General features: G+C 57.1%; 28 protein-coding genes. 9 read left to right on the top strand and 19 right to left on the bottom strand.

Annotated features, from left to right (window positions below; translation table 11 throughout):
- Position 1: 1 nt before the first annotated feature.
- The 5 genes from GWQ27_RS09990 to GWQ27_RS09970 all read right to left on the bottom strand — a co-directional run bounded on the left by GWQ27_RS09990 (position 2) and on the right by GWQ27_RS09970 (position 3,381).
- Positions 2-730, bottom strand: a complete 729-nt coding sequence (locus tag GWQ27_RS09990; protein ID WP_234592113.1) for a flagellar hook assembly protein FlgD — start codon at positions 728-730, stop codon at positions 2-4.
- A 15-nt stretch (positions 731-745) separates the two neighbouring features.
- Complete coding sequence (gene flgC, locus GWQ27_RS09985; protein WP_005320210.1) at positions 746-1,165, bottom strand: flagellar basal body rod protein FlgC; 420 nt, start codon at positions 1,163-1,165, stop codon at positions 746-748.
- Positions 1,165-1,563 carry a flagellar basal body rod protein FlgB gene (gene flgB, locus GWQ27_RS09980; RefSeq protein WP_275907266.1) on the bottom strand — a complete coding sequence of 133 codons (399 nt, stop codon included), beginning with the start codon at positions 1,561-1,563 and terminating at the stop codon, positions 1,165-1,167. Before flgB ends, flgC begins: the two co-directional genes overlap by 1 nt.
- A gap of 63 nt (positions 1,564-1,626) precedes the next feature.
- Complete coding sequence (locus GWQ27_RS09975; protein ID WP_021139248.1) at positions 1,627-2,451, bottom strand: protein-glutamate O-methyltransferase; 825 nt, start codon at positions 2,449-2,451, stop codon at positions 1,627-1,629.
- 18 nt (positions 2,452-2,469) lie between these two features.
- Complete coding sequence (locus GWQ27_RS09970) at positions 2,470-3,381, bottom strand: chemotaxis protein CheV (protein WP_005320217.1); 912 nt, start codon at positions 3,379-3,381, stop codon at positions 2,470-2,472.
- A 222-nt stretch (positions 3,382-3,603) separates the two neighbouring features.
- Between GWQ27_RS09970 and flgA the strand changes: the two genes are divergently transcribed.
- The 3 genes from flgA to GWQ27_RS09955 all read left to right on the top strand — a co-directional run bounded on the left by flgA (position 3,604) and on the right by GWQ27_RS09955 (position 5,033).
- Positions 3,604-4,209, top strand: coding sequence for a flagellar basal body P-ring formation chaperone FlgA (gene flgA, locus GWQ27_RS09965; RefSeq protein ID WP_345893542.1), 606 nt, complete (start codon positions 3,604-3,606; stop codon positions 4,207-4,209).
- Positions 4,210-4,299: 90 nt separating this feature from the next.
- Positions 4,300-4,620, top strand: coding sequence for a flagellar biosynthesis anti-sigma factor FlgM (gene flgM / locus GWQ27_RS09960; RefSeq protein ID WP_275907264.1), 321 nt, complete (start codon positions 4,300-4,302; stop codon positions 4,618-4,620).
- Positions 4,617-5,033 carry a flagellar protein FlgN gene (locus tag GWQ27_RS09955; protein ID WP_275907263.1) on the top strand — a complete coding sequence of 139 codons (417 nt, stop codon included), beginning with the start codon at positions 4,617-4,619 and terminating at the stop codon, positions 5,031-5,033. Before flgM ends, GWQ27_RS09955 begins: the two co-directional genes overlap by 4 nt.
- A gap of 43 nt (positions 5,034-5,076) precedes the next feature.
- Here the strand turns inward: GWQ27_RS09955 and yfcE are convergent, their stop codons facing one another.
- Positions 5,077-5,619 carry a phosphodiesterase gene (yfcE, locus tag GWQ27_RS09950; protein ID WP_275907262.1) on the bottom strand — a complete coding sequence of 181 codons (543 nt, stop codon included), beginning with the start codon at positions 5,617-5,619 and terminating at the stop codon, positions 5,077-5,079.
- A gap of 11 nt (positions 5,620-5,630) precedes the next feature.
- The gene (locus tag GWQ27_RS09945; RefSeq protein ID WP_275907261.1) at positions 5,631-7,283 is read right to left on the bottom strand and encodes a peptide ABC transporter substrate-binding protein; all 1,653 of its coding nucleotides are present in this window, start codon (positions 7,281-7,283) and stop codon (positions 5,631-5,633) included.
- 240 nt (positions 7,284-7,523) lie between these two features.
- Here GWQ27_RS09945 and GWQ27_RS09940 point away from each other — a divergent pair, with 240 nt between their 5' ends.
- Positions 7,524-8,429, top strand: a complete 906-nt coding sequence (locus GWQ27_RS09940) for a DMT family transporter (protein ID WP_058394209.1) — start codon at positions 7,524-7,526, stop codon at positions 8,427-8,429.
- Positions 8,430-8,464: 35 nt separating this feature from the next.
- Here GWQ27_RS09940 and rsuA read toward each other — a convergent pair whose 3' ends face one another.
- The gene (rsuA, locus tag GWQ27_RS09935) at positions 8,465-9,157 is read right to left on the bottom strand and encodes a 16S rRNA pseudouridine(516) synthase RsuA (RefSeq protein ID WP_005320231.1); all 693 of its coding nucleotides are present in this window, start codon (positions 9,155-9,157) and stop codon (positions 8,465-8,467) included.
- A gap of 173 nt (positions 9,158-9,330) precedes the next feature.
- On the opposite strand from rsuA, the gene GWQ27_RS09930 reads away from it, so the two are divergent.
- Complete coding sequence (locus tag GWQ27_RS09930) at positions 9,331-10,527, top strand: HD-GYP domain-containing protein (RefSeq protein WP_058394211.1); 1,197 nt, start codon at positions 9,331-9,333, stop codon at positions 10,525-10,527.
- Here GWQ27_RS09930 and GWQ27_RS09925 read toward each other — a convergent pair.
- Positions 10,524-10,706: a hypothetical protein gene (locus GWQ27_RS09925; protein WP_005320234.1), complete on the bottom strand. Its 183-nt coding sequence runs from the start codon at positions 10,704-10,706 to the stop codon at positions 10,524-10,526. The genes GWQ27_RS09930 and GWQ27_RS09925 overlap by 4 nt on opposite strands.
- 354 nt (positions 10,707-11,060) lie before the next feature.
- Here GWQ27_RS09925 and GWQ27_RS09920 point away from each other — a divergent pair, with 354 nt between their 5' ends.
- Both GWQ27_RS09920 and GWQ27_RS09915 read left to right on the top strand, forming a co-directional pair.
- A complete protein-coding gene (locus GWQ27_RS09920) occupies positions 11,061-11,954 on the top strand; it encodes an EamA family transporter (RefSeq protein WP_275907260.1) in 894 nt (297 codons plus the stop codon).
- A 131-nt stretch (positions 11,955-12,085) separates the two neighbouring features.
- Positions 12,086-13,948, top strand: coding sequence for an extracellular solute-binding protein (locus GWQ27_RS09915; protein WP_275907259.1), 1,863 nt, complete (start codon positions 12,086-12,088; stop codon positions 13,946-13,948).
- 95 nt (positions 13,949-14,043) lie between these two features.
- On the opposite strand, the gene GWQ27_RS09910 is transcribed toward GWQ27_RS09915, so the two are convergent.
- Both GWQ27_RS09910 and GWQ27_RS09905 read right to left on the bottom strand, forming a co-directional pair.
- Positions 14,044-14,436: a DUF2750 domain-containing protein gene (locus GWQ27_RS09910; RefSeq protein ID WP_005320236.1), complete on the bottom strand. Its 393-nt coding sequence runs from the start codon at positions 14,434-14,436 to the stop codon at positions 14,044-14,046.
- Between the two features lie 94 nt (positions 14,437-14,530).
- Entirely contained in the window at positions 14,531-15,088 is a 558-nt protein-coding gene (locus GWQ27_RS09905; protein WP_275907258.1) for a hypothetical protein, read from the bottom strand.
- Between the two features lie 251 nt (positions 15,089-15,339).
- On the opposite strand from GWQ27_RS09905, the gene GWQ27_RS09900 reads away from it, so the two are divergent.
- A complete protein-coding gene (locus tag GWQ27_RS09900; protein WP_275907257.1) occupies positions 15,340-15,588 on the top strand; it encodes a TIGR02647 family protein in 249 nt (82 codons plus the stop codon).
- Here GWQ27_RS09900 and GWQ27_RS09895 read toward each other — a convergent pair.
- The 7 genes from GWQ27_RS09895 to GWQ27_RS09865 all read right to left on the bottom strand — a co-directional run bounded on the left by GWQ27_RS09895 (position 15,575) and on the right by GWQ27_RS09865 (position 21,568).
- Positions 15,575-15,880, bottom strand: coding sequence for a hypothetical protein (locus GWQ27_RS09895; protein ID WP_059112641.1), 306 nt, complete (start codon positions 15,878-15,880; stop codon positions 15,575-15,577). The genes GWQ27_RS09900 and GWQ27_RS09895 overlap by 14 nt on opposite strands.
- 104 nt (positions 15,881-15,984) lie before the next feature.
- Positions 15,985-16,194 carry a cold-shock protein gene (locus tag GWQ27_RS09890; protein ID WP_005331438.1) on the bottom strand — a complete coding sequence of 70 codons (210 nt, stop codon included), beginning with the start codon at positions 16,192-16,194 and terminating at the stop codon, positions 15,985-15,987.
- Between the two features lie 205 nt (positions 16,195-16,399).
- Positions 16,400-17,500: a dihydrolipoamide acetyltransferase family protein gene (locus GWQ27_RS09885; protein ID WP_275907256.1), complete on the bottom strand. Its 1,101-nt coding sequence runs from the start codon at positions 17,498-17,500 to the stop codon at positions 16,400-16,402.
- Between the two features lie 94 nt (positions 17,501-17,594).
- On the bottom strand, positions 17,595-18,581 hold the full coding sequence (locus GWQ27_RS09880; protein WP_125729305.1) for an alpha-ketoacid dehydrogenase subunit beta: 987 nt from the start codon (positions 18,579-18,581) through the stop codon (positions 17,595-17,597).
- Positions 18,582-18,683: 102 nt separating this feature from the next.
- The gene (gene pdhA / locus GWQ27_RS09875) at positions 18,684-19,778 is read right to left on the bottom strand and encodes a pyruvate dehydrogenase (acetyl-transferring) E1 component subunit alpha (protein ID WP_275907255.1); all 1,095 of its coding nucleotides are present in this window, start codon (positions 19,776-19,778) and stop codon (positions 18,684-18,686) included.
- A gap of 274 nt (positions 19,779-20,052) precedes the next feature.
- A complete protein-coding gene (gene astE, locus GWQ27_RS09870; protein WP_275907254.1) occupies positions 20,053-21,078 on the bottom strand; it encodes a succinylglutamate desuccinylase in 1,026 nt (341 codons plus the stop codon).
- A 280-nt stretch (positions 21,079-21,358) separates the two neighbouring features.
- Positions 21,359-21,568, bottom strand: coding sequence for a DUF1127 domain-containing protein (locus GWQ27_RS09865; protein WP_017412738.1), 210 nt, complete (start codon positions 21,566-21,568; stop codon positions 21,359-21,361).
- Between the two features lie 521 nt (positions 21,569-22,089).
- Between GWQ27_RS09865 and GWQ27_RS09860 the strand changes: the two genes are divergently transcribed.
- Positions 22,090-22,983 (top strand): DNA replication terminus site-binding protein, encoded by an 894-nt coding sequence (locus tag GWQ27_RS09860; protein ID WP_275907253.1) that lies wholly within the window; start codon positions 22,090-22,092, stop codon positions 22,981-22,983.
- Positions 22,984-23,148: 165 nt separating this feature from the next.
- On the opposite strand, the gene GWQ27_RS09855 is transcribed toward GWQ27_RS09860, so the two are convergent.
- Positions 23,149-23,355, bottom strand: a 207-nt coding sequence (locus tag GWQ27_RS09855; RefSeq protein ID WP_275907252.1) for a transposase, incomplete at its 5' end; no start/stop codon positions are given.

Below are 23,355 nucleotides of genomic sequence, written 5' to 3'. Positions count from 1 at the left end.
CTTAGATCGATGCTGTAGGCGTGGTGGTTGGTGGTGTGGTTGTCGCTCCTGCAATCTGCAGGATACTGTTCAGGGTTGTTGTGCCAAGGCCTTTCAGATTGAGCTGTGTCGGGTTGGTTCCATTTCCCAAGACCACACTATCAACCTTGCCATAAGCAAATGTAGCGATGCTTTCCGACTTTCCTTCCGAGTTGTTACCGTTGGCCTTGAGGACATATTTACCTGACGCGACGGGATCACCGTTCTTGTCTTTTCCATCCCAGGTAAACTCAACGTTCCCCTTCTGCTCGCCTTCGAGAGCAAACTCCTTGATAACCTGCCCTTTCTCATCTTCTACGGTAATTTTGACATTCTTGTACTTGTTCTCGACGCCGACAGCCACAACCCCGCCAAGGGAGCCGTCTTTCTCCAAAAAGCCGACGTTGCTCTGCAACAGCACATTTTGCCCAACCAGCGCAGAGGCCTGCAGCGCCTGGCTGGAGGTCATCAGGGTATTGAGATTACCCATCTGGGTTGACAGGCTGCTGATCCCCTCGGAGGTGGACATGGAGGTCATCTGGGACAACATCTGGGCGTTATCCACTGGCTTGAACGGATCCTGATAGGAAAGCTGCATGGTCAGCAACTTCAGAAAAGACGCCTGATCCAGCTCTTTCTTCGGAGCCGTCGTCGTATCAGTGGTCTGGGTTGTGGTACGGCTGATGCCGTTCACACTACTTGTATCTGCCATCTGTGCTTACCCCTATCAGGACTTGCCGAGGTTGAGAGTCTGCTGCAACATTTTTTTGGCAGAATCGGCAACCTGCACATTGGTCTGATAGCTGCGCGAGGCATTGATCATGTCCGCCATCTCTTCAACCATGTTGACGTTGGGTTTGAAAATATAGCCATCATCGTCCGCCATAGGATGGTTGGGGTTGTACTCCTTGAGCAAGGGGGCCTTGCTCTCGACAATCCCTTTCACCTCGACACCGACCGATGATTGCTTGTCTGACATCGCCTGATCCAGTTGAGCGGCAAAGATTGGCCGCCTGGCATGGTAAGTTTTTTCCACGCTGGAGCTGACGCTGTCGGCATTGGCCATGTTGCTGGCCACCGTATTGAGTCGAACAGACTGTGCACTCATGGCCGAGCCTGCAATGTCAAAGACCTTGAACAAACTCATTACTGTTCTCCTTTCAAGGCCTTCAACAGGCCACTGATCTTGCCGTTCATAAATTCAAGGGAGGTCTGGTACTCAAGGCTGTTGCGCAAGAACTCGCTACGCTCCTGCTGCACGTCAACCGTGTTGCCGTCACCGGTATCAGGCTGCAGGGGATTGCGGTACTGCATCAGACCAAGGGCATCCGATTGCAAGGCAAAGTGCTTCTCACTGGTAGTGGCCATACCAAACCCTTGCTGATGCTGGGCCTGTGTCAATGCCTCTGAGAAGTTGATATCCCTGGCTTTGAAACCCGGGGTATCTGCGTTGGCAATGTTGCTGGATAGCACCTCGGCACGCTTGGAACGAACGCCCAGCGTGTATTGGTGAATCCCGAATGCCTTGTCGAATGAAATTGCCATAGCACACCTCCTGCTTGATAAATTATTAGCAAGAGGTGTGCCAAAGAGGGATTTTAAGCGGGGTTATTTGACTTTGTAGACGATGCCAGGATTGCAACGGACCATTTCGAACCGATCGGTCAGACCAGCCAGTGACTCTGAGGCCCCCAGCATCAGATAACCGCCAGGGTTGAGGCTGGCTGCGAACTGATTGAGGATCTTCGACTTCACCTCCGGCGCAAAGTAGATGAGCACGTTGCGGCAGAAGATGATGTCAAACTTGCCGAGCAGGCTGTAGCTCTCCAGCAGGTTCAGTGGCCGGAACGTGGTCAATTTTCTGACACGTTCCACCACCCGCATCTTGTTGTCACCATAAGGTTCGAAGAACAATTTTTTGCGCTCAGGTGACAAACCACGGGCCAGCGCCAGGCTGTCGTACACCCCTTCCTTGCACTGATTGAGCATGGTGCTGGAAATATCGGTGCCCACAATCTGCACGCCACCGGGCAAGGTACCCGGCTTCTTGACCTGCTGTTCCAGCGCCGTCATGGCGATGGAATAGGGCTCCTGTCCGGACGAGGAGGCAGCCGACCAGATCTTGATCGGACGGCCACTCTTGCCCAGTTCGGGAAAAAGCTTCTCACTGAGTAGTTGAAAGGGGTAAGTATCGCGAAACCAGAGGGTCTCGTTGGTAGTCATGGCATCAACCACTGCCATTTTCAGGTCACGCTCACGCACACTCATCGCTCGAGTAACCAGATCAGACAGACTCTCAATACCAAACTGAGTCATCAAGGGTGAAAGCCGACTCTTGACCAGATACTGTTTGTTGTCACCCAGCACGATTCCGCTCTGAACTGCCAGAAAGTTGCTGAATTGTTTGTATAAGTCGTCCGAAAGTGTCTTCATGCAGTTTGTTCTTCTTGATTAGAGTGCGCCTTGTACGGCTTTGGCCAACTCATCCGGTTGGAATTTGGCGATGAAATTGTTCGCACCGACTTTCTGCACCATGGCCTGATTGAACACCCCACTGAGGGATGTGTGCAGAATAACATGTAAGTCCTTGAGATTGGGATTGTTACGGATCTCGGCGGTAAAAGTATAACCGTCCATTTCCGGCATCTCGATGTCCGAGATCACCAAGGCAATCTGATCCTTGATGGGGCCATTCTTGGCCATCTCCAGCAACATGTTGAGTGCCTCACGCCCATCCTTGGCCAGCACACATTGCACGCCAATCGCCTCGAGGGCTCGCTGCACCTGCTTGCGAGCAACAGAAGAGTCATCTGCTACCAGTACGGGACGACCATGGGTATTGTGCTCAGCACTGGCATCCACCAACTCGGCACTTACTTCGGTCGACACCGGGGAGATTTCGTTGAGGATACGTTCAACATCCAGGATCTCCACCAGCTCGCCGTCTACCTCCGTGACCGCAGTCATGTAGTTGATGCGCCCTGCCCCTTTGGGTGGCGGCAGAATGGATTCCCAGTTCATGTTGATGATGCGTTCAACCGAATGCACCAAGAAGCCCTGAACTGAACGGTTGTACTCGGAAATAATAATGAAACACTTGCTCAGGTCCTCGATGGGACGTTTGCCCACCGCCATGCTGAGATCAATCACCGAAATGGTCTGGCCACGGATGTGCGCAACGCCACGAATACAGGAGTTGAGCTTGGGCATGACGGTCAAGGGAGGGCATTGCAGCACTTCACGCACTTTGAATACGTTGATGCCAAATCTTTGACGTCCATTGAGACGAAACAACAGCAGCTCCAACCGGTTTTGTCCCACCAGCTGGGTACGTTGGTTGACCGAGTCCATAATACTGGCCATAAACACTCCCTAAAAACGCTTGGCATTAATCATGCATGCGTATTGGCTTGCGTCAGACTATCGATGTCACTACAAACGAATTCTGAAGCAAGCATAGTTAAATATGGTGATATGCGTGAACAACTTATCGGCCTGCGAGAGAAAATGATTAGTAGACTTTTCCTCATCTTACTGCTGTTTTGCGGCATATCTCACGCCACGGCATCCGAGGTGACCAGTTATCTGCAAGAAATGGCGCAAGAGTTTGTGCTCGGCCAGCTCGATATTCCACTCGATGCCCAGGCTCACGTGCAAGCTGCCTCCATTGATGACAGGCTACCTTTGAGCCGCTGCGAGAAGCATCTTACCATCAGCCTTCCCGCCAGGATGGAAGTGCGCCGTAACACCACCGTCTACCTCAAATGTGAGGAAGAAAAACCTTGGGACCTCTATTTGCCGGTGCGCGTCAGCATCCAGAAACCCTATGTGACCGTGGCCACCCCGGTAGCCAAGGGCGACATACTCAGTGAGAGTGTCTTGACGCTGGCCTATCAAGATCAGACCCAGATCCGCGGTGATTATCTGAGCGATCCGGCCCCCCTGATAGGGGTACGCAGCAAACGGGAACTCAAGCCGGGTCAGCCCATACGGCTCAGCCAAGTCTGCGTGGTTTGCAAAGGCGACCAGGTCACACTCAGTGCAGAAAACAGCAGCATGCAAATCAAAACCATGGCCCGAGCCTTGCAAGATGGCAGCTTCGGAGACATGATCAGCCTCGTCAATATTCGTTCAGGAAAAACAGTGCAAGGGAAGGTCAGCGCAGTCGGCTCTGTGGTGGTCACCTTCTGATACGTTTTTCAGGTTATTTTTTTCTAAAGTTCTGACGACGGTCACCGATAAACAGGTAAGCGAACAACAAAGCAGACGAAGGTAAACACTATGGCTATTAACAATATCAACAACTTGGCGAATAATCGGTTGCAAAACACCGGTAACAGCCAGGGTGCCAACACCAAACAAGCGACCTCGTCTCCCGACAACCGTGCGGCGACTGTCAAGACAGACTCCGTCTCCTTGACCAATGAGGCGCAGCAATTGCAACAGATGCAGAAAAACCTCAACTCAGCCTCCACCGGCAATGAAAGCCGGGTCGAGAGTCTGAAGAAAGCCGTGGCCAGTGGTGAATACCAGGTCAACAGCGAGGCGGTAGCCAAAAAGATGTTCAGCTTTGAATCCACTCTGGACAAGCTGCTCGGATGATGGATTTACCTTCGCTGCTGCACACCCAAGACGAATACCTCTCCCGGATGCAAGGTTTGCTGGAGGAGGAATTCAACCTGCTCAAGCAGCACCAGGCACTGGCGCTGCCCGAGCTGGCAGAGCGCAAGCAGAAACTGCTTGCTGATATTGAAGTGCTGGACCAGACCCTGGCCCGGCTGCCCGAACTGAAACAGCAGCTGTCTGCCTTTCCAGAGCAGATGAATGCCCTGCGTGAAAAGCTCGATGCCTGTCAGGAACAAAACGATGTGAATGGTCGCCTGCTCGAGCTCAGCATCGTCTCCAACCGCCGCCTGGCAAGCTTTTTGAGCCAGTTGCGGGATCGCAACTCCCTGACTTATGACGCCAAGGGCAACACCCGCTCCGGCACACGCTCATTCGGCATCAAGGCCTGATCCCTTTCCGCCTCCCCTCGCGCAAGCTCTGCCCGTCGCCAGCCTATAACACCAGCCTCAACAGTTCTTCGCTGTCCGCACAGGCATGGATGCTCAACACGCCCGTCTCATACCGGCCATAGGTTGCCGCCAGATCTCCCCGTGGAAAACAGATGGACCCCGGATTCATCAGCACCAGCTCCCCTTCTCGCTGCAGCACGGGTAGATGGGTGTGGCCGCTGATAAACAGGCTGCCGGGGGGCAGCGGTACTGCATCCTGGCGATAGAGATGACCATGACTGACAAACCAGCGCCGTCCATCCACCAGCAACTGGTTATAAGGTGCTGTCATGGGGAAGTTCAGCAACATCTGATCCACTTCCGAATCGCAGTTGCCACGCACCGCCATGATGTGCGGCGCCAGCTGATTGAGCCGCTCCGCCACGGCGGCGGGGGCATAACCCGGCGGCACCGGATTGCGAGGGCCATGGTTGAGCAGATCGCCGAGCAGCAGATAGTGATCGGGCTGCCAGGGAGCAAGCTGGGCCAGCACCTGTTCCAGTGCGCTCAGGCTACCGTGCAGGTCTGAAATGATGGCAATCTTCATCGCGAACTCCCTTACTGCTTGCTGAAATAGAGATCCTTGGTGGCGATAGCCCCCTTGAGGTTCTGGCTCGGCAACCCTCGCAGTGTGGGATCCACCAGCCGCATCTGGTTGTAGTGATACACGGGAATGGCGGGCATTTCGTCCATCAGCAGCTGCTCGGCCTGGCGATAGAGTCCGGTCCGGGTACTACCATCCAGGGTGTCCGATGCCTGCTGCAGCAAGCCATCGAAGGCCGGATTGCAATAGCCGCTCTCGTTCTGGGGGTCCTGACAGCGGAAGCTGTTGAGCATGGATGAGGGCTCCACATAATCTCCAAACAGGAAGGAGCGGACCAGCAGGAAATCACCACTGTCTTTTGCCACCTGATAGGCGCTCCACTCCATGTTGTTGAGCGACACCTCCACCCCCAGCGGTTTCCACATGGCGGCCACCGCCAGCGCCAGCTTCTTGTGGCTCTCAGATGTGTTGTAGGTCAACGTCAGCTTGAGGGGACGGGCACTGTTGTAACCTGCCTGCGCCATCAAGGCGGCAGCCTTGGCCAGCCGTGTCGGCTGATCCTGCAGAGCCAGCGGTGAGCCAAGTACCTCATAGCCTGGCATGCCAGGCAGCAGAGACCAGGCAGGCCGCTCCCCCTGACCACTGACCTGTTCGGTCAGCACGTGGCGGTCTATGGTCATGGCCAGTGCCTGGCGCACCCGTACATCCTGCAGCTCGGGACGGCGCAGATTGAAGGTATAGAGATAGGTGCCAAGCAGCGGCAGACCCCAGAACCGCTCTGGCGTCGTCTGTTTGGTCTTCTGGTAATACTCCAGTGCCACCTTGTTGGTGAGCTGGATCTCCCCTGCCTCATAGCGCAGCCGTTCAGCATGCTGGGAGGAGAGCGGCAGATAGGTCACCCGCTTGATCCGGGTGTGCAAGTCATCCCAATAATGGATATTTCGCTCAGCCTCGATACGTTCATTGGGCGCCCAGTTCACCAGCTTGTAAGCCCCATTGCTGACCAGTTTGCCAGGCTGGGTCCACTCTTTGCCAAACCGGGTGATCGCCTGCTCATTGACGGGAACAAAGGGGCGTTGACTGACCAGTTGCAGGAAATAGGGTACGGGCCGCTCCAGTGTCACCTTGAGGATCTGGCTGCTCTCGGCCTCCACTCCCAGCGACGTGAGCTCGAGAGCCCCGGCATAAATGGATTGAGCATTGTTGATACCGGTCGCCAGCAGCAATCCGGCGGAAGGGGACTCTTGTGCCGGATCCAGCAGCCGACGCCAAGCGTAGACGAAATCCTGTGCGGTAAGCGGCTCGCCGTTGGACCATTTGAGCTGGGGTCGCAGGAAGAAGCGCCACACCAGCCCATCTTCGCTGGTCTCCCAGCGCTGGGCCTGAGCCGGCACTATCTTGCCCTGACCATCTTCGCTCACCAGCCCTTCAAACAAATCCACCAGCACCACTTCCCCCGGAAAACCGGAGCGGATCTGGGCAGGATCGAGGGACTCAGGTTCATCACCGTTGCCCTTGACCAGCGTCTGGCGATCCGACAGCACAGTCTCCTGGGTAACAGTGGTTGCTTGCAGCGACGGGGCCATCAGCAGGCCCAGCAGCAAGGGAGAAAGCCAGCGACGGGCTGGCCGGCGTTCCGGCTGATAAACAGCGGGGCGGTAAACCATGACATAAACCTCGTTCAATTCACTTTATTTCAAGAAGGGGGAAGGCCGGCAGCGCGCCTGAATACGAATGCATGATGCTGCGCTTGTTATCCCCGAAGACGCCCCGTATTGTATCGGGCTTGCCCAAGAGATGGAGTCTTTCGGGCTATTTTTTTCCGTAGTTTTTTATGAAATGCGAGTGGCTGTCGCTGGTAACGGCCTGACACGTCTTTCGCTCTGGCTACATTCTCAGGAGTTTTTATGGGGTACGAGTGGCTGGCGCTGGCAGCGGCCAGTTTGTGGGCAGTGGCGGCCCTGATTTCCGTCAAACCGGCCCGCCACCTGGGGGCATTTGCCTACAGTCGCTGGCGCATGTTTCTGGTCAGCCTGATGCTGGGCACCGCCAGCATCGCCACCGGAGGCTGGCAATCCCTTAGCGAGAGCGCCCTTCCCCTGCTGGCGCTGTCGGGCCTGATCGGTATCTTTGTCGGGGATACAGCACTGTTTGCCTGCATGAACCGGCTGGGCCCCAGGCGCAGCGGCCTGTTGTTCTCCTGCCATGCTCTCTTCTCCGCCCTGCTCGGTCTCTGGTTGTTTGGTGAGCAGCTCGGCGGCTGGCGACTGGTGGGAGCGCTGCTGGTGTTTGCCGGTGTCATGCTCGCCATCCTGTTCGGCCGGCGTGGCGGCAATCAGCACAACGAGTGGGAGCAGGTGCGTGGACACCTTGCCATCGGCATCGGCCTGGGGCTGACCGCCGCCTTCTGTCAGAGCCTGGGTGCCATCATCGCCAAGCCAGTGATGATGAGTGGCAATGTCGACGCTGTGAGCGCCTCCGGCATCCGCATGGGCAGTGCCCTGTTGGCTCACTGCACCTTGCGAGTGCTGAGAGTGCCGCTCGCCATGCCCCACAACCCCATCAACCGTCAGGTGCTGGGGTTGATTGGCATCAACGGTTTCCTGGCCATGGCCATGGGGATGACACTGATCCTGGTCGCCCTGCGCCAGGGAGAAGTCGGCATGGTGGCGATCCTCTCCTCCACCACGCCTGTCATTCTGCTCCCCCTGCTGTGGTGGCATTCGGGTCAGCGCCCCTCCCTTGCGGCCTGGGCGGGCGCCCTGCTGGCGACCCTGGGTACGGCCATGGTGCTGGGGGTCAGCGGACACTGAGCAAGGCACGCCTTGCCCAGTGTCAGGCGAGCGGCTTAGAACTGGGCGATTTCCTCTGCCGTCAGCTCGCGGTATTCGCCCGGTGCCAACGCTTCATCCAGCGCCAGTGTACCGATCTGCTCCCGATGCAGCCCCACCACCTTGTTGCCGATGGAGGCAAACATCCGCTTCACCTGATGATACTTGCCTTCATGGATAGTGAGTCGCGCCTCGCACTCGGCCAGAATTTCCAGCTGGGCGGGACGGGTCTTCTCGGTCTCGTTGCGCAGAAACACGCCATCGGCAAACAGCGATATGGCGTCCTGATGCACGGGATCAGCCAACCAGACATGGTAGGTCTTGGCACACTCATGGCGCGGCGAGGTGATGCGGTGGGACCATTTGCCATCATCGGTGACCAGCACCAGACCCGTGGTATCGAGATCGAGTCGACCAACCACGTGCAGCTTGCCCATGGCGGGTTCATCCATCAGGAAGAAGACTGTCGGGTGATCCGGATCCTCGTTGGAGCATACGTACCCTTCCGGTTTGTGCAGCATGAAGTAGCGATTGCGCTGATCCAGCGTCAGCATGACACCGTCAAATTCAACCTGGCTTTGCTCGTTGATGTGAAAAGCGGGTTGTTTGACCACTATGCCATCCACAGTGACCTCTCCCTGCCGGATCAGTTTGCCCGCCAGGGAACGGGTCAAATCGGAACAATCGCAAAGAAATTTATCGAGCCGCATGCACAACCTCAGAGTCCATCAATAAAGGGGCGCCATTATATAGGCCAAGGCCAACAACTCCAGCAATAAGCTGTGCTGGCGTAAACCGTACCACAATGACGAAGCATGGCGCGGATGTTAGACTGCCTGCTGAGGGCCTAACATTACGCATAATAATAAAGTCAGGAAGCCGTATGAAGTCACACACTCCTCATCCCGTCATTCCCGTCAACCAGCTACAAGCAGGCATGTATGTGATCGCCATCACCAGCCAGACCGGCGGCATGGAGATCGCCCAGATGGGGCTGGTGACGACTCGTCAGCAAATTGATGACCTGATCCGGCGCGGCGTGCTCACGGTGCGCGTCGATCTCGCCCGCAGCAAATTGGCTGGCATAGAGCAGATTATCTTTCCCGACCCGGCAGCCTCTTCAATTGCGTCACAACGCCCGACAGGCAGCGCGAACGGCGAGGGGCGTGAGCTCAAGATCCGCCGCCTGTATCAGGAGGCCCGTGAGCTGCAAGGCAAATTCATTCGCCAGCTAAAGGCGGGTGAGCCCATCGACATCACCCCCTTGGCAACCGTGGCCGAAGAGATGGTGGACACCATGTTCACCCACGGTGATGCCATGCTCTGTCTGGCCCGCATTCGTGCCAAGGATGCCTACCTGATGGAGCACTCCATGAACGTGGCCATACTGCTGGCCAACTTCGGCCGTTATCTGGCGCTGGAGCGCAGCGTGCTCAAGGAGCTGACCTTGGGGGGGCTGCTGCACGATGTGGGCAAGATCATGACCCCGGATGAGGTGCTCAACAAACCAGGCAAGCTGACCGATGAAGAGTTCACCGTAATGCGCCAGCACGTGGTACATAGCCATGACATTCTGAGCAGCACCCCGGGCATCACAGCCACCATGCTGGAAGTCGCCGCCAATCACCATGAGCGGCTCGATGGCACCGGCTATCCCCGCCACCTCAAGGGTGACCAGCTGTCTCTCTACACCCGCATGAGCGGCATCGTCGATGTCTACGACGCTGTGACGGCGGATCGGGTCTACAAGCAGGGGATGCAGCCGACCCAGGCATTCCGGATCCTGCTCAAGGGGGCAGATCACCATTTTGATCGTCTGCTGGTGACCAAGTTCATCAAATGCATGGGGGTCTATCCGGTCGGCACCCTGGTACAACTTTCCAACCAGCGACTGGCCATCGTCATGCAGCGCAATCCGCAAGAGCCGCTCAAGCCGGTAGTGAAGGTGATCTATCACGCGACCCAGCGCCACTACCTCGAGGTGCAGTGGCTGGATCTGGCGAAGTCCGGGGTACAGGAGAGCATAGAAAGCACGGTCGATCCCAAAGAGTTTGGCATCAGCCTCGCCAACTTCGTCTAGTTGGCGCCACCTTCCCGTTCGACACAGTGCTGGATCAAAAACTCTTCATCCAGCGGTGACAGATCAAAACGGATGCTGGCCTCTTCAATGGCACGGATATCGTGTTGATGATGCTCGCTGAGCCAGCGCACGGCGCGGCGCAGATCTTCGCCATGGGGCAGCAGAGTGTGGTCGCTCATAAGGGATACCTCCGTTAAGCCATTGGCACCAGCCGCACTATCGGGCTGTCTTTGTATAGCGTAGACCGTCCGCCGCCCCTTCTCGATCTCCCCCTCCATCTGGCCGCAGACAAAAAACCGAGGTCAAGGCAGGCAAACGCCCTATCCACCACAGATGCCTTGACCACTGCCCGGCCGCCTCTTGGCCACAAGAGTAGCCGGCAACCAGCAAGTGATCCGTCCTTTGGTGCAAGCCGGTCTGGCGACTTGACTCCAGCCACCCTGTCAAGGGTATGCTCGTCCTCTTGCCGACCCGTCCCGCTGGCAGCGGGATCGCCGTACCTCTTTTACAAGGCAGTCATGCAAGGAAGCTGAATGCAAACCAAGGACAAGTGTCTGGCCGCCCTGGTCATCCTCTGCTGGGGGCTGAATTTCGTGGCGATCAAGTGGGGGCTGGAGGGGATACCGCCGCTGTTGCTGGGAGCGCTGCGCTTCGTCGGCGTGGTCTTCCCCGCCATCTTGCTGGTGCCCAGGCCCACCATGCCCTGGCGCTGGCTGCTGGCCTATGGTGGCGCCATCAGCCTGGGACAGTTTGCCTTCCTGTTCAGTGCCATGAAGTTCGGCATGCCAGCGGGCATGGCCTCGCTGGTACTGCAATCCCAGGTGGTGTTCACCCTGCTGTTCGCCATGCTCTGGCTGGGGGAGCGCTGGCAGCCCCATCACTGGGTAGCGTTGCCACTGGCGGGCGCAGGACTCTATCTCATCGCCACCCATGGCGAGGGTAACCTGACCCTGCTCGGCTTCGTGCTGACGCTCTGCGCAGCCGCCTGCTGGGGCCTTGGCAACGTCATCAATCGCCAGATTGGCCTGCGCTATCAAACTTCCCTGCCCAGCCTCATCGCCTGGAGCGGCCTGGTGCCCATACTGCCTTTCTTCGCCCTGTCCTGGTTGTTCGAAGGGCCGGAGCGCATTGCCGCCAGCCTGCTCAACTTCAGCTGGCAGGGGCTCTTGTGCGTGCTCTATCTCTCCTTTGTCGCCACCTGGCTCGGTTACGGCCTGTGGGGCCGCCTGCTGATGCGTTATCCGGTGGCCCAGGTGGCACCGCTCTCCCTGCTGGTGCCCTGCGTCGGCATGGTGGCGGCTGCCGTCCTGCTCGATGAGCACCCCACTCCGTTGCAGTGGCTGGGTTCTGGTCTGGTGCTACTCGGCTTCGTGGTCCATCTGCTGGGTGGCCGGCTGCGCTGGTTCAAGCCACAGACGGCGCCTTGATGACTAGGGCGTTATTTGCCCATCGCCATTGACCCAACTGGCAAAAATTTCCATCATGAGCCAGTCCCTATCGGGACTGACGTCACCAGACCGTGCCTGCAGGATGCAGACCATCAGGAGAGAGCAAGGATATGCCATCGACAGCCTCAGCGGGGGTGAGCCCCGTCCCTACCCTTATTCGCACCACTGTTTACACCGCCGCCATCACCCTGACCCTGTGCTGGAGTCAGTTTGGCTGGGGCGCCAGCCTGCCTGCGGATCTCAAGTGGGAGAGCAACAATGCGGATCCTGTCTACGCCGATCCGGCCGCCAAACGGGGCGGCACCTTTCGCGGATTTGTCACCAGCTTTCCGCTGACCCTGCGCAAATTCGGGCCCGATTCCAACGGCAGCTTTGCCAGCTATGTCAGGGAAAGCAACCTGCCGCTGCTGAGCACACATCCCGTCACAGGCAACCCCATGCCCATGCTGGCAAACGCGTGGGCCTTTGGCGCCGATCACAAGACCCTCTATTTTCGCATCAACCCCAAGGCTCGCTGGTCCGATGGCCAGCCCGTCACCGCCGATGACTGGGTGTTTACCCTCAAGATGATGCGCAGCAAGGAGATAAACGACCCCTGGTACAACAACTACTACAGTACCCAGATCACAGACGTGACACGCTTCGATGACCACACCCTCTCCATCACCAGCGGCAGCGAAAAGAGTCGGGAAGATCTGCTGGAATCCCTGCCATTCACCCCTGAGCCAAGCCACGCCATCAAGCTCACGGCCAACTGGGTCAAGGAGTACAACTGGAAAATACTGCCAGTCACAGGTCCCTATCAGCTCGGCGAGGTAAAAAAGGGCAAGTCGGTTAGCTTCAAGCGGATCAAAGATTGGTGGGGAGACGAGGAGCGCTACTTTCAGCACCGCTTCAACCCGGACAGGATTGAGATCAAGGTGTTGCGGGATCAGAACATCGCCTGGCAACACTTCTTGCGCGGCGATCTGGATACCTTCCCGCTGGTCATGCCCAACTGGTGGCACGACAAGACCAAAACCGCAGAATTCGAGAAGGGTTATATCGAGGGGCTCTGGTTCTACAACCAGACCCCACAATCCCCCATGGGGCTCTATCTCAACACAGCAGACCCGCTGCTCAGCGAGCTCAATGTGCGGCTCGGCATCCAGCATTCCCTCAACCTCGACAAGATGCTCGTCACCTTGCTGCGAGGGGATTATCAGCGACTCAACAGCTACGGGTCGGGCCAAGGGGATTTTACCAACACAGAGATAAAGGCACGCCCGTTTGATCCCAAACTTGCGCGCAGCTATTTCGCCAAGGCTGGTTTCAACAAGGTGGGGCCACAGGGCATTTTGCAAAACAACAAGGGGCAACCACTGACCCTGACCATCACCTACACCACGGCGGAACATGCCCAGCGACTCACTTTACTGCGTGAAGAAGCCAAGAAGGCGGGGCTCAATCTCGAGCTCAACCTGATGGATGCCTCTTCGGGTTTCAAGTCCATGCTGGAGAAAAAACACCAGAGTGCCTGGATGGCATGGAGCGGCGGTCGCTATCCCGCTTATTGGGAGTTTTTCCACAAGGTCAATGCCAACAAGCCCCAGACCAACAACATCATGAACATAGATGATGACGCCATCACTGCCCTGGTAGAGCAGTACGACATGGAGTTCGACTTCGCCAAAAAAGCGGCGCTGTCGCGGCAGATCCAGCAGCGACTGTATGAACTGGCCAGCTTTGTCCCTGCCTATCAGGTGCCCTATACCCGGGAAGGGGCCTGGCGCTGGATAAAATTACCCAAGCTGCCCGCCACACCCAAAAGTGATCTGCTTTACTGGCCACTCGATGGTGGAAGTAGCGGCTACAGCTACGGCGGTCTGCTCTGGATCGACGACCAGCTAAAAACCGAGACAAAAGCCGCCATCAAAAACGGCAAGACCTTTCCTGCCGTCATGAAGATAGACACCACTTATCGACAGCCTTGAGACCAAAGTACATATCAAACAAAAGACCCCGCACCAGAGGTGACGGGGTCTTTTTTTGTTTGCAACCTTGGTTGCAGCCTTGACGCCAGGGGCGATTAAGCGCGCTTGGCCTGCTTCTCGGCAATGGCGTCAGCCACGTCGGCTGGCGACAGCACTATGCCTTCCTGATCCGGAGTCGGGAACACGGCGACGCACAGCTCGTCCTGCTCCATACCGTCAACCCAGCGCTCCAGCCACACCTTGAGGGTGATGGACTGCGGCTTGCATTCGGCCCACTCACCCTCGGCCCACGCCTGGGCGTACTCGGGGTGCGGCCATACCGGGATGCAATCTTCATCGTCTGTGGTCAGCATCATGACGCCGTGCTCGTCGGTCAGGACAAACAGCTCTTCGTACTCGACCAGCTTGCTGATGAAGTGCTCGTAACGGTAGTCGGCATTCAGTTGCAGCGCAGCATTGCGCTCGGTTTCGCTCAGTTCATAGCTCATTGGCCAAGTCTCTCTTTCAATAAAGGGCGCCATGTTCACATCTTGCTGACAGCTTGTCCAGTATGAGAGATCGGTCACCTATTATTCGGCAATATCAGCCCAGTTCAGGTGTCACCAGGGAGATCTCCGTCGTCTCGCAACAACGCTGGCGCAGCCAGTAGGCGGACTCCACCTCGACGAAGCAGAGCTGATCCCGTCCAGCCAACGCGCCACCCATGATCTGCTCGAATCGCAGCAGCTGTTGTTGCTCCCAGGCGTTGGCCAGTTTGGAACCATGGGCTTCGTCCACCACCTCGCGGCGCAGCTCGAACAGGTTGTCGGTGATCGGGCTGTTTATCTTGGCCGGGCTTTGCCAATACATCAGCAGATTGTCCATCATCTCGCTGTCGTAGTTGGCAAGGGCATCCAGCTCGGGCGTCGCTCCGATATCGCTGGCAGCAAAGTCACACCAGCCAGCCGTCAGCGGCGCCAGGGTTTGCGCAGCCGCAGCCTTGCCATGCTGACGCAATACGGCCACATCCCCCCCCTTTATGGCTGGCAGCCAGACATCGCCCTGATGCTGGTCGAGCAGAGGTAGCAGCAGAGAGGCGGGATAGACAGGGAAACGGGGGCCGAGAGTATGAAGCAGTGATACTAGCGTGATCTTTACCATGAGGGGCGCCTTGAACTGGAAGGCCGATATACAGTGCTCGGCCAGAAAGACAAAGGAGAGCCCTATCCTATCATGTTTGAACGCTGGCGAGCGGACTCACATTTTCACTGCTCAACTCGGAGATCCGAGCCCAAAAAAACAGCGTTCAAGCACTCCCCGCACGGATAAAGCCCAATAGTTTGAACCAGCGCCCACTAAAGTGGATCCGGGAATGCTAGTTTGCATACATCTTTAGCGTAAGGAGTGCATTCATGATTGGGATCGACCAGATTTCTAACGACTTTGTAAACGACTTGAAAATACTGGCATGCTTTGATCCGGCCAACATGAGCCTGGGGATCAAGTTGCGCAATGACATGTCCGATGAGCTGTGTCAGGCGGCTGTACGTCTGTATCAGCAAGGTCTCATCAGCGCAGAAGATGGCGGCTACCTGACTCCTTTTGGCATGACAATGGTTGAGCACCTGCAGCATCTGATAGTCGCACTCAAACCCCTTTGATCGCCTGCGGGGCCCAGAGCGAAAAGTTGATCAACTCCCAGCGCAAGCCCTGGCGCAACAAACAGGCAAACAGCAAAGGACCTTCGGGTCCTTTTACTTTGCCATCGACCATCCACTCCCCTTCCCGCTTTGGCAAAGGCTGAGCCTTGATCTCATCAGGCTGACTATCATTCCCAAGACGTACCTGAACAAACTGCCGGCATACGGCTTTCGCTTCTGTAGCGGATGTACTCTGTGTCTGAAGATTGGCAATGGTCAGCAGGCTGGCAGCAAGAAGAAGTGATGGGGTCATGGTGAAATTCAAGGTCAAAGATGATGCTGAAAACAGTGAAGATGGCCCATAAACAAAAAGCCGTGGAACCAGAGGCACCACGGCTTTCTTAAATTCTGTAAGAATTACAGAGCAGTTACGTTCTCAGCCTGCGGGCCTTTCTGACCTTGGGTCACAGAAAACTGTACGCGCTGACCTTCAGCCAGGGTACGGAAACCGTTACCGCTGATAGCGCTGAAGTGAACGAAAACGTCCGGGCCGTTTTCTTGCTGGATGAAGCCAAAACCTTTGGTTTCGTTGAAAAACTTAACGGTACCGGTGATCATGTTAGACATATCTTTAACCTGTATTCTAAATAATTACTTATGCTTTTCAGCGGATAAAGCTCAAAAACGGGATTAACTTATGAGCAACAGGAAAAGATGTAAAACATCATATTCATTGACATAACTTCGGCCCTTTCAAGCTGGTTTAGATTATACGTGGCTTTGGGGATTACGCAAACAAATTTGTGCCCCGCCAATGGCAGGGCACAGCCGTTTATAGTGCGGGCGATTCCAGTGCCTGAACCAGTACCTTGAGGAAGCGAGCCGCCTCGCCGCCGGTGCAGGCCCTGTGATCAAAGGTCATCGACAGAGGCAGCACTCTGACCGGGCGAGCTTCCCCATGGATGAACACCACCTTCTCGAACAACTTGCCCGCACCTATGATGGCCACCTGCGGTGGCGTCACGATTGGGCTGGCATAACGACCCGCGATGGCACCGAAGTTGGTGAGAGTAATAGTCGCCCCCTGCAGCATCTCGCGCGGCACAGCGCGCGCCTTCACATCGGCGATCATCCGATCCAGTCCCTGCCGGATGTCGGCCCCCTCCCGCTCTGCTACGTTCTCCATCACGGGCACATAGAGCCCATGCTTGGAGTCGACCGCAATGGCAACGTTGACCTCATTGAACAGCCGCCTTGAGAGCGTATCGCCGTCAAACCAGGCATTCATGGAAGGTTCGGCCCGGCAAGCGACGCCGATGGCCTTGATGAGCCGCACTGTCACATCTTCGTCTGGACGCCAGTGACGCAGATCCACTTCGTCGGTGATGCTGACCGGCACCACTGTCTGATGAGAAAGCTCCATCGCCTTGGCCATGGCCCGGCGCGAGCCCTTGAGGAACTCGTTGCCGCTGCTTTGCTGCGCCTCGAATGCCGCCTGCACGTCCTGCTCGGTCACCATACCAGCACCGCCACTGCCCTTGATCCGATCGATATCCAGACCCAGTTTCTGTGCCAGCAGCCGCACCGCAGGCATGGCCTGTACCAGGTTGCCACCGGGAGCTATGGCCCCCACCACGAAGTGATCCTCGATATGCTGTTGGTGAGCGCTGACCTTGCCCACCACAGTGCCGTCATCTTCACCCCCTTCAAATTCCACCAGTGGCGCGCCGATGTGAAGTATGTCGCCCTCCTGACCACAGAGCCTGGCGATCACCCCCGCCACCGGCGAGGGCACATCCACCAGCGCCTTGGCGGTTTCTACCGACAACAGCACCTGATCGACACTCACTGTATCGCCAGCACTCACCTTCCATTCGACGATCTCGGCCTCGGCCAACCCTTCGCCCAGGTCCGGTAATTTGAAAAATTTCATGACCAGTTCTCCATCTGCGGGGCAATCACCAAACGTTGGAAGATTCCATGGCTATTTTTTGCTCGGCTGCTGAAGCGCCAAAATTTGAAAAATGTCATAGCCATTTGTTCTCCATCAGCTGGTAAGCCGCATCCGCGATATCCTGCTCTGTGATGAGGTAATACTCTTCGTTGCGATAATAGGGTACGGCGGCATCCACCCCGGTGAGGCGCTTTGGTGGCGCCTTGAGGGAGGTCAACGCCTCCTCGGTCACCCGCGCCACTATCTCGGCGCCCACTCCGAAGCTGCCGCACGCCTCGTGCACCACCAGCAGCCGGCCTGTCTTGCGCACCGACGCCAGAATGCTCTCCATGTCCAGCGGCTTGATGGTCGCCAAATCCAGCACTTCGCACTGGATATCCTGCTCCGCCAAGAGGCTCGCCGCCCGCATCACCTCCTGAATACAGGCCCCCCAGGCAACCATGGTGATATCCCGCCCCGGCCGCAGGGTGAAGCAGACATCCAGCGGCAGGCCGACACCGTCATCCACCACGTCCGACTTCATGGAGCGATAGATACGATCAGGCTCGAAGAACATGACGGGATCCGGGTCACGAATGGCCGATAGCAGCAAGCCATAAGCGCGCCTCGGGCTGGAGGGAATGACCACCCGCAGGCCCGGAATATGGGCAAACAGGGCTTCAACGCTCTCGCTGTGGTGCTCCGGCGAGTGAATGCCGGCGCCGTAGGGAGAGCGATAGACGATGGGGCAGGAGAGACGGCCACGGGTGCGGTTACGCATCCTCGCGGCCTGGCAGATGATCTGCTCCATGCCCGGGAAAATGAAGCCCTGAAACTGGAACTCGGCCACCGGCTTGAGTCCCTGGGTTGCCATCCCCACCGCCACCCCGGCGATCAGCCCTTCGGCCAGCGGTGTATCTATCACCCGTTTGAAGCCAAACTTGTCGCGAAGGCCAACAGTGGCCCGAAACACCCCGCCGTTGACCCCGACATCCTCCCCCAGAACAACCACATCAGGGTCGTGTTCCATCTCATGGTGCAGTGCCAGATTGATGGCTTCGAGCAGTGTCATTTCACTCATGCGTCCTCCCCCACTCGGCGTCATCAGCCACCCCATTCCCGTTGCATGTCATGTCGTCACACCAGGCAGGCTTGATGGCATCCTGCAGTCTCATCTCATCGATCATGAGCGTTCCTCCCCGGCGTGACGCTGCATGCCCTTGGCGATGATGCGCTGGCGCTGCCCGCGATAATCCTTGGGCAACTCGGCAAACTGATAGTCGAGCAGGGTTTCCGGCGCCTGCGGGGCCGTGCTTTCATAGGCAGCCACGGCGCGATCGACCTCCCGGCTCGCCTCGGCCAGCAGCGCCTGCTCCTGATGCTCGTCCCACCAACCCTGTTCAAACATGAACTGTCGCAACCGCTTGACTGGCTCCTTGGCCCAGGCGGCTTCCACCTCGGCAGCATCCCGATAGCGGGTCGCATCGTCGGCCGTGGTGTGATCCCCCAGCCGATAGCTGATTGCCTCTATGAGAGTCGGCCCCTTGCCACTGCGCGCACGCTCGACGGCGATGCGGGTGGCATCATAAACAGCCACCACGTCATTGCCGTCAACCTGGATGCTGCGTACCCCGGCGCCAACTCCTTTCTGGGCCAGGGTGGGTGCGCTCGACTGCAACTTGCGCGGCACAGAAATGGCCCACTGGTTGTTGTTGATGATCATCACCATGGGCAGATGCCAGACACCGGCGCAGTTGAGCCCCTCCAGGAAGTCCCCCTTGGAGGTACCGCCGTCACCTATGGTGACCACGGCGACACGAGGCTGGTTGCGCAACTTGAAGGCCGCCGCTATGCCGGCGGCATGGGTGATCTGGGTGGCGATGGGTACGCAGATGGGCAGGTCCTCCGACAGCCCACCATCGGCCTTGTAAAAGACACAACCCCGTTCATCCCCCCCCCAATATTGCAGGTTTTTCTCCATGGGCACGCCCCGCACATAGAGGGTGGGCATGTCCCGGTAGTAGGGCACGTAAACATCCTGTTCCTGCATGGCGAGACCGACGCCTATCCCGACCGCTTCAGCTCCCAGATGGGAGGGAAAGGTGCCGAGCTTGCCGGTTCGTTGCAGCGCAATTGCTTTCTTGTCATAGCTGCGCACCATCACCATGTTGCGGTAGAAAGTGTGCAGTATCGCCTTGTCCAGCCAGGTCGGTAGTGTCGCGACCGGGCGCCCTTCCTCATCGAGGTAACGAAGGAAAGGGATGTCGACATGGGTCATAACTGGCTCCTTGCCGTTGTCAACGTCACCACCATGAGGTGACCCTTAGAATGTAAATAAGATGTTAACCAAAGAGCAATGTGATTTAACCAGGTAAGACCAGTAGAAACTTCTTTAATTTCAGAAAGACACTGAACTTTTCGGCTGAGCAGAGACGAAAAAGGGAGCCGCTTCGGGCTCCCTTTTGGGTGGATGCGGGATCACTCCCATATCAATGGATTCGCGTCACCAGCTGGACGACGCGCAGGTCTATGGCACAGAAGACGGGGTCGGCTCACTCCCACAAACGGGTCGGCACCACCAGCAGCACGGTACGCTGACCTATGGCCACATTGGCGTTGGGGAAGACCACCGCTTCCCGCGTCTTTTCTACCGTGTAGCGCAGTTCACCATCCTCGGCCAGCACGAATCCCTGGGGAAACTCGGTGAAATTGTCCACATCGCTGGCAAACAGGAAGCGAAACTGCTCCGAACGCTTGTTGATCACCCGGTCGATGGCAAAAATGGTGAAGTCATCCGCCCGCCAGGGCTCGAGCGCCACCTCATCCCGAGTTACCAGCTCCTGCAGCGCCTGACGGGTCTCGATGAAGCGGGTCATGTCGTTCTCGCCAAACGGGCGCACCTTGCCCAGCTCTACCGTGAAGGCATGGGCACCATGCTGGTGCGAGCTGTAATAACTGAAGGTGGTGGTGGGGTCGCTGGAGAGCAGTATGGTACGCACCCCGCAGGCACCGAGGAACTGCACCTGCTCCTTGCAATGGGGCCGCTCATGGGGGAAAGGGTAGACAGCAAACTTCTCGTGACGCGAACCGCGAATGGCGGTGTGCAGGTCGTAGTGGTAACGGGGCCGGGCAGGATTGGCAAAGAAGCGACTCACATACTGCTCGAGGCGCATGGCGCGAATGCGCTCCTGATTGCACAGCCCCTCCCCCTTGCTGTGGGCACCGGAGAAGAGCCGGTTCATGTTCTCCTCCACCTCCCGCAACCCCAGGTTCATGGCTGCCGGGTTGCCAAACAGGAACAGCACCCGATGACGGGCGCTAAGCTCGCCGCTGAGCAGCCGGGTCAGCAGCTGGTTGCAGATCTCGATGGGGGCGGTTTCGTTGCCGTGAATGCCGCAGGAGAGGACGATATCCTTGCGTCCCCCGGGCTGATCGCCCGCGCCACTGGCAGGCTCTAGGCAGAGCACTCCCGTATCCCAGACGCTCACCCGGGAGCCATCGGGCAGGTCAAACGCGAAGGGCTCAAGCTGCCACTCGTGGTGGCGGGTCAGGGCCAAAAAATCATGCTGGGGAATCATCCATCTCACCCTTTTGTCAGGAATGCTATGGGCGGATTATACGCAAGGCATGTGGGCTTAAAATCAGTTTTTAAACAAATTCAAACAGTAAGGATACAAAACTGGCGACAGATAGTGACAAATCGACAAGGTATGGGGTAAAGGAAGGGGAAATCACGGGAAGTAAAACAGCACTGCGGGGAAGCAATAATATCAGGCAATCATTCACACGCTGGCACGAGCCAAGTCGGGATTAAGCAATCAGGATCAGCAGAAAAACAAGGCATCCATGCCCGGCAGATCAACCACGCCAGAAGGGCTTGGTGGTCTCTTGATAACGATCAGATTCGTTCAGGCCGATGTCCTTGAGCAGGTACTCGGGCAGCTCGGAGAGCTGGCGACGGCTGCGGCTGCGTTCCAGCCAGGTCAGTACTGTCATTTTGACGCGAGCAGCCAGATTCAATTGGCTGGAATGCTGGTAACCGGCTTCGGTATAAGTCATGTTGGCCATAATGTGGCTCCTCTTGATGATGTCTGCGCGGGTGCATATTTGTTGCGCAAAGCTTAGTCAGGAGGGACAACCGACTCAATTGACGAATTTTGATACAACGCATTAGTAAAGCTAATGCTGCATATCGTCAGCCATTAAAATATAACCAATTGATTTTTAACTATTAAATAACCGTTTTATTCCGCATGAAAACCCGACAGCATATTCTCCTGCGTGGCACACCCCTAACTATGCAGTTTCCTGCCTTGGCTATGCAGTCACCGGATCTAAAGGCGAGGCAGGCAACCTGGTGTTTACATCCAGTTGTTAAACAAGAGATCTTTTATTGATCCTTATTTAACAGAGAGATACAAAAACAACACACCCAAATGGCTATCACTTCTGATGCTCGCCAAGGGCATCAAAAAGGAGGCACTTGGCGCGCTTTCGGCATACTGGTATGGTTATTTATACAGTAGTTCAGCCAACCCCCTGCCAACTCTCTTTAGAGGATGTGACAGGGGCGACCACAGGACATGCCGATGGACACATTTACTCCGACTGCCGCCCTGCGTCAACAGATGGACGCGCTCGAAGACGCGCTGACCCGCCTGGCCCGACAGCTGGGTCAACTACCCTTGCTGGAGGCTCACGTCTATCCCCTTCCTGCCGTACCCCAGGGGCAAGAACACGAGCCCATCGAACAGATCGAGGTGGGCTATCTGGGCGGAGAGGAAGCTCTGATGGCCACCATGGCGGCCTACCGGGATCACAGCGCTCGCCCCGGCTGCTCCACCAAGGCTACCCACCGCCTGCCGGGCTGGCTGCGTTTCTCTGCCGCCAGCGCCAGCCAGCTGAGCCCACTAATTGAGGAGATCAACGCCCGCAAACTCGCTTTCAAGGGGCTGGTGCAACAGGCCGGCGGGCGGGATGAGAAGTTCGAGCTGGTACATAGAGCCCTGCCTGGGGTGATCACCCTGCAGGTCTATCGCAAGCTGACCCTGCTGGAGGGAGAGCTGCATTCCCTCGGCTTTACCTGGGCCGACAAACAAAGCATCAACCGTCTCAGCCGGGAGCAGGTGCTGGAGATGCTGGAGCGCAGCCGCCGCTATATTCCAGCGCTCTCCAACAATGAGGAGTGGAGCAAGATGGTGGATCAGGAAGTCTATGACCTTCGCCGCCTGCCTGCCGATGCCGAGCTCAGGATCCGGCGACCGGTCAAGACTCACCCCATGATCAACCTGCTCTGGCAGGACAGGGAACCCCGCAAGCAGCAGCTCAAGGCGAGCCTGCCCTTGCTGCTCTGCTCAGACACCCAGCCCGGCGTCACCCACCTTGGCCACTACCCGCCCAAACTGCGACAGGCGCGGCGAGATCGCAAGATTGGCGGTGAACCCATCATAGAGCGGTTGCACCTCTACCTCTATCAGGGGTAGCCACGAACCGGCAGACACCCCCTCTCCTGATGGTGTGGCAAGATGCCAATTCGCAGCTCCGCAGCCCTGGCTGAGCGGCCACCTCTTTGACGGGATCTCCTTTGCAGACACAGACATGTCTAGTCCTGAAATAGGTTTACACATTTTCGGCTAGCATTTCTCCACTCAGAACCCCCGATGTACTGCATCGGGGGTTCTGTATTTCAACGCATGATGCGGCCGCTCCACGTTGTAGATATCCACCGCCTCACGCACCATCTCCCGCGCTTGCGCCAGGTCCTGCGGGCTTTGCAACAACAACTCTCCTTTCAAAATCCCGTTCACCCGCTCCGCCAACGCATTCTGGTAGCAGTCATACCCATCGGTCATCGA

Origin of the sequence: Aeromonas sp. 5HA1, assembly GCF_029237245.1 — a bacterium.
GTDB classification, from domain to species: Bacteria; Pseudomonadota; Gammaproteobacteria; order Enterobacterales; family Aeromonadaceae; genus Aeromonas; species Aeromonas salmonicida.
The sequence above is the reverse complement of the archived record's forward strand: the minus strand, read 5'-3'. Positions and strand labels throughout refer to the sequence as shown.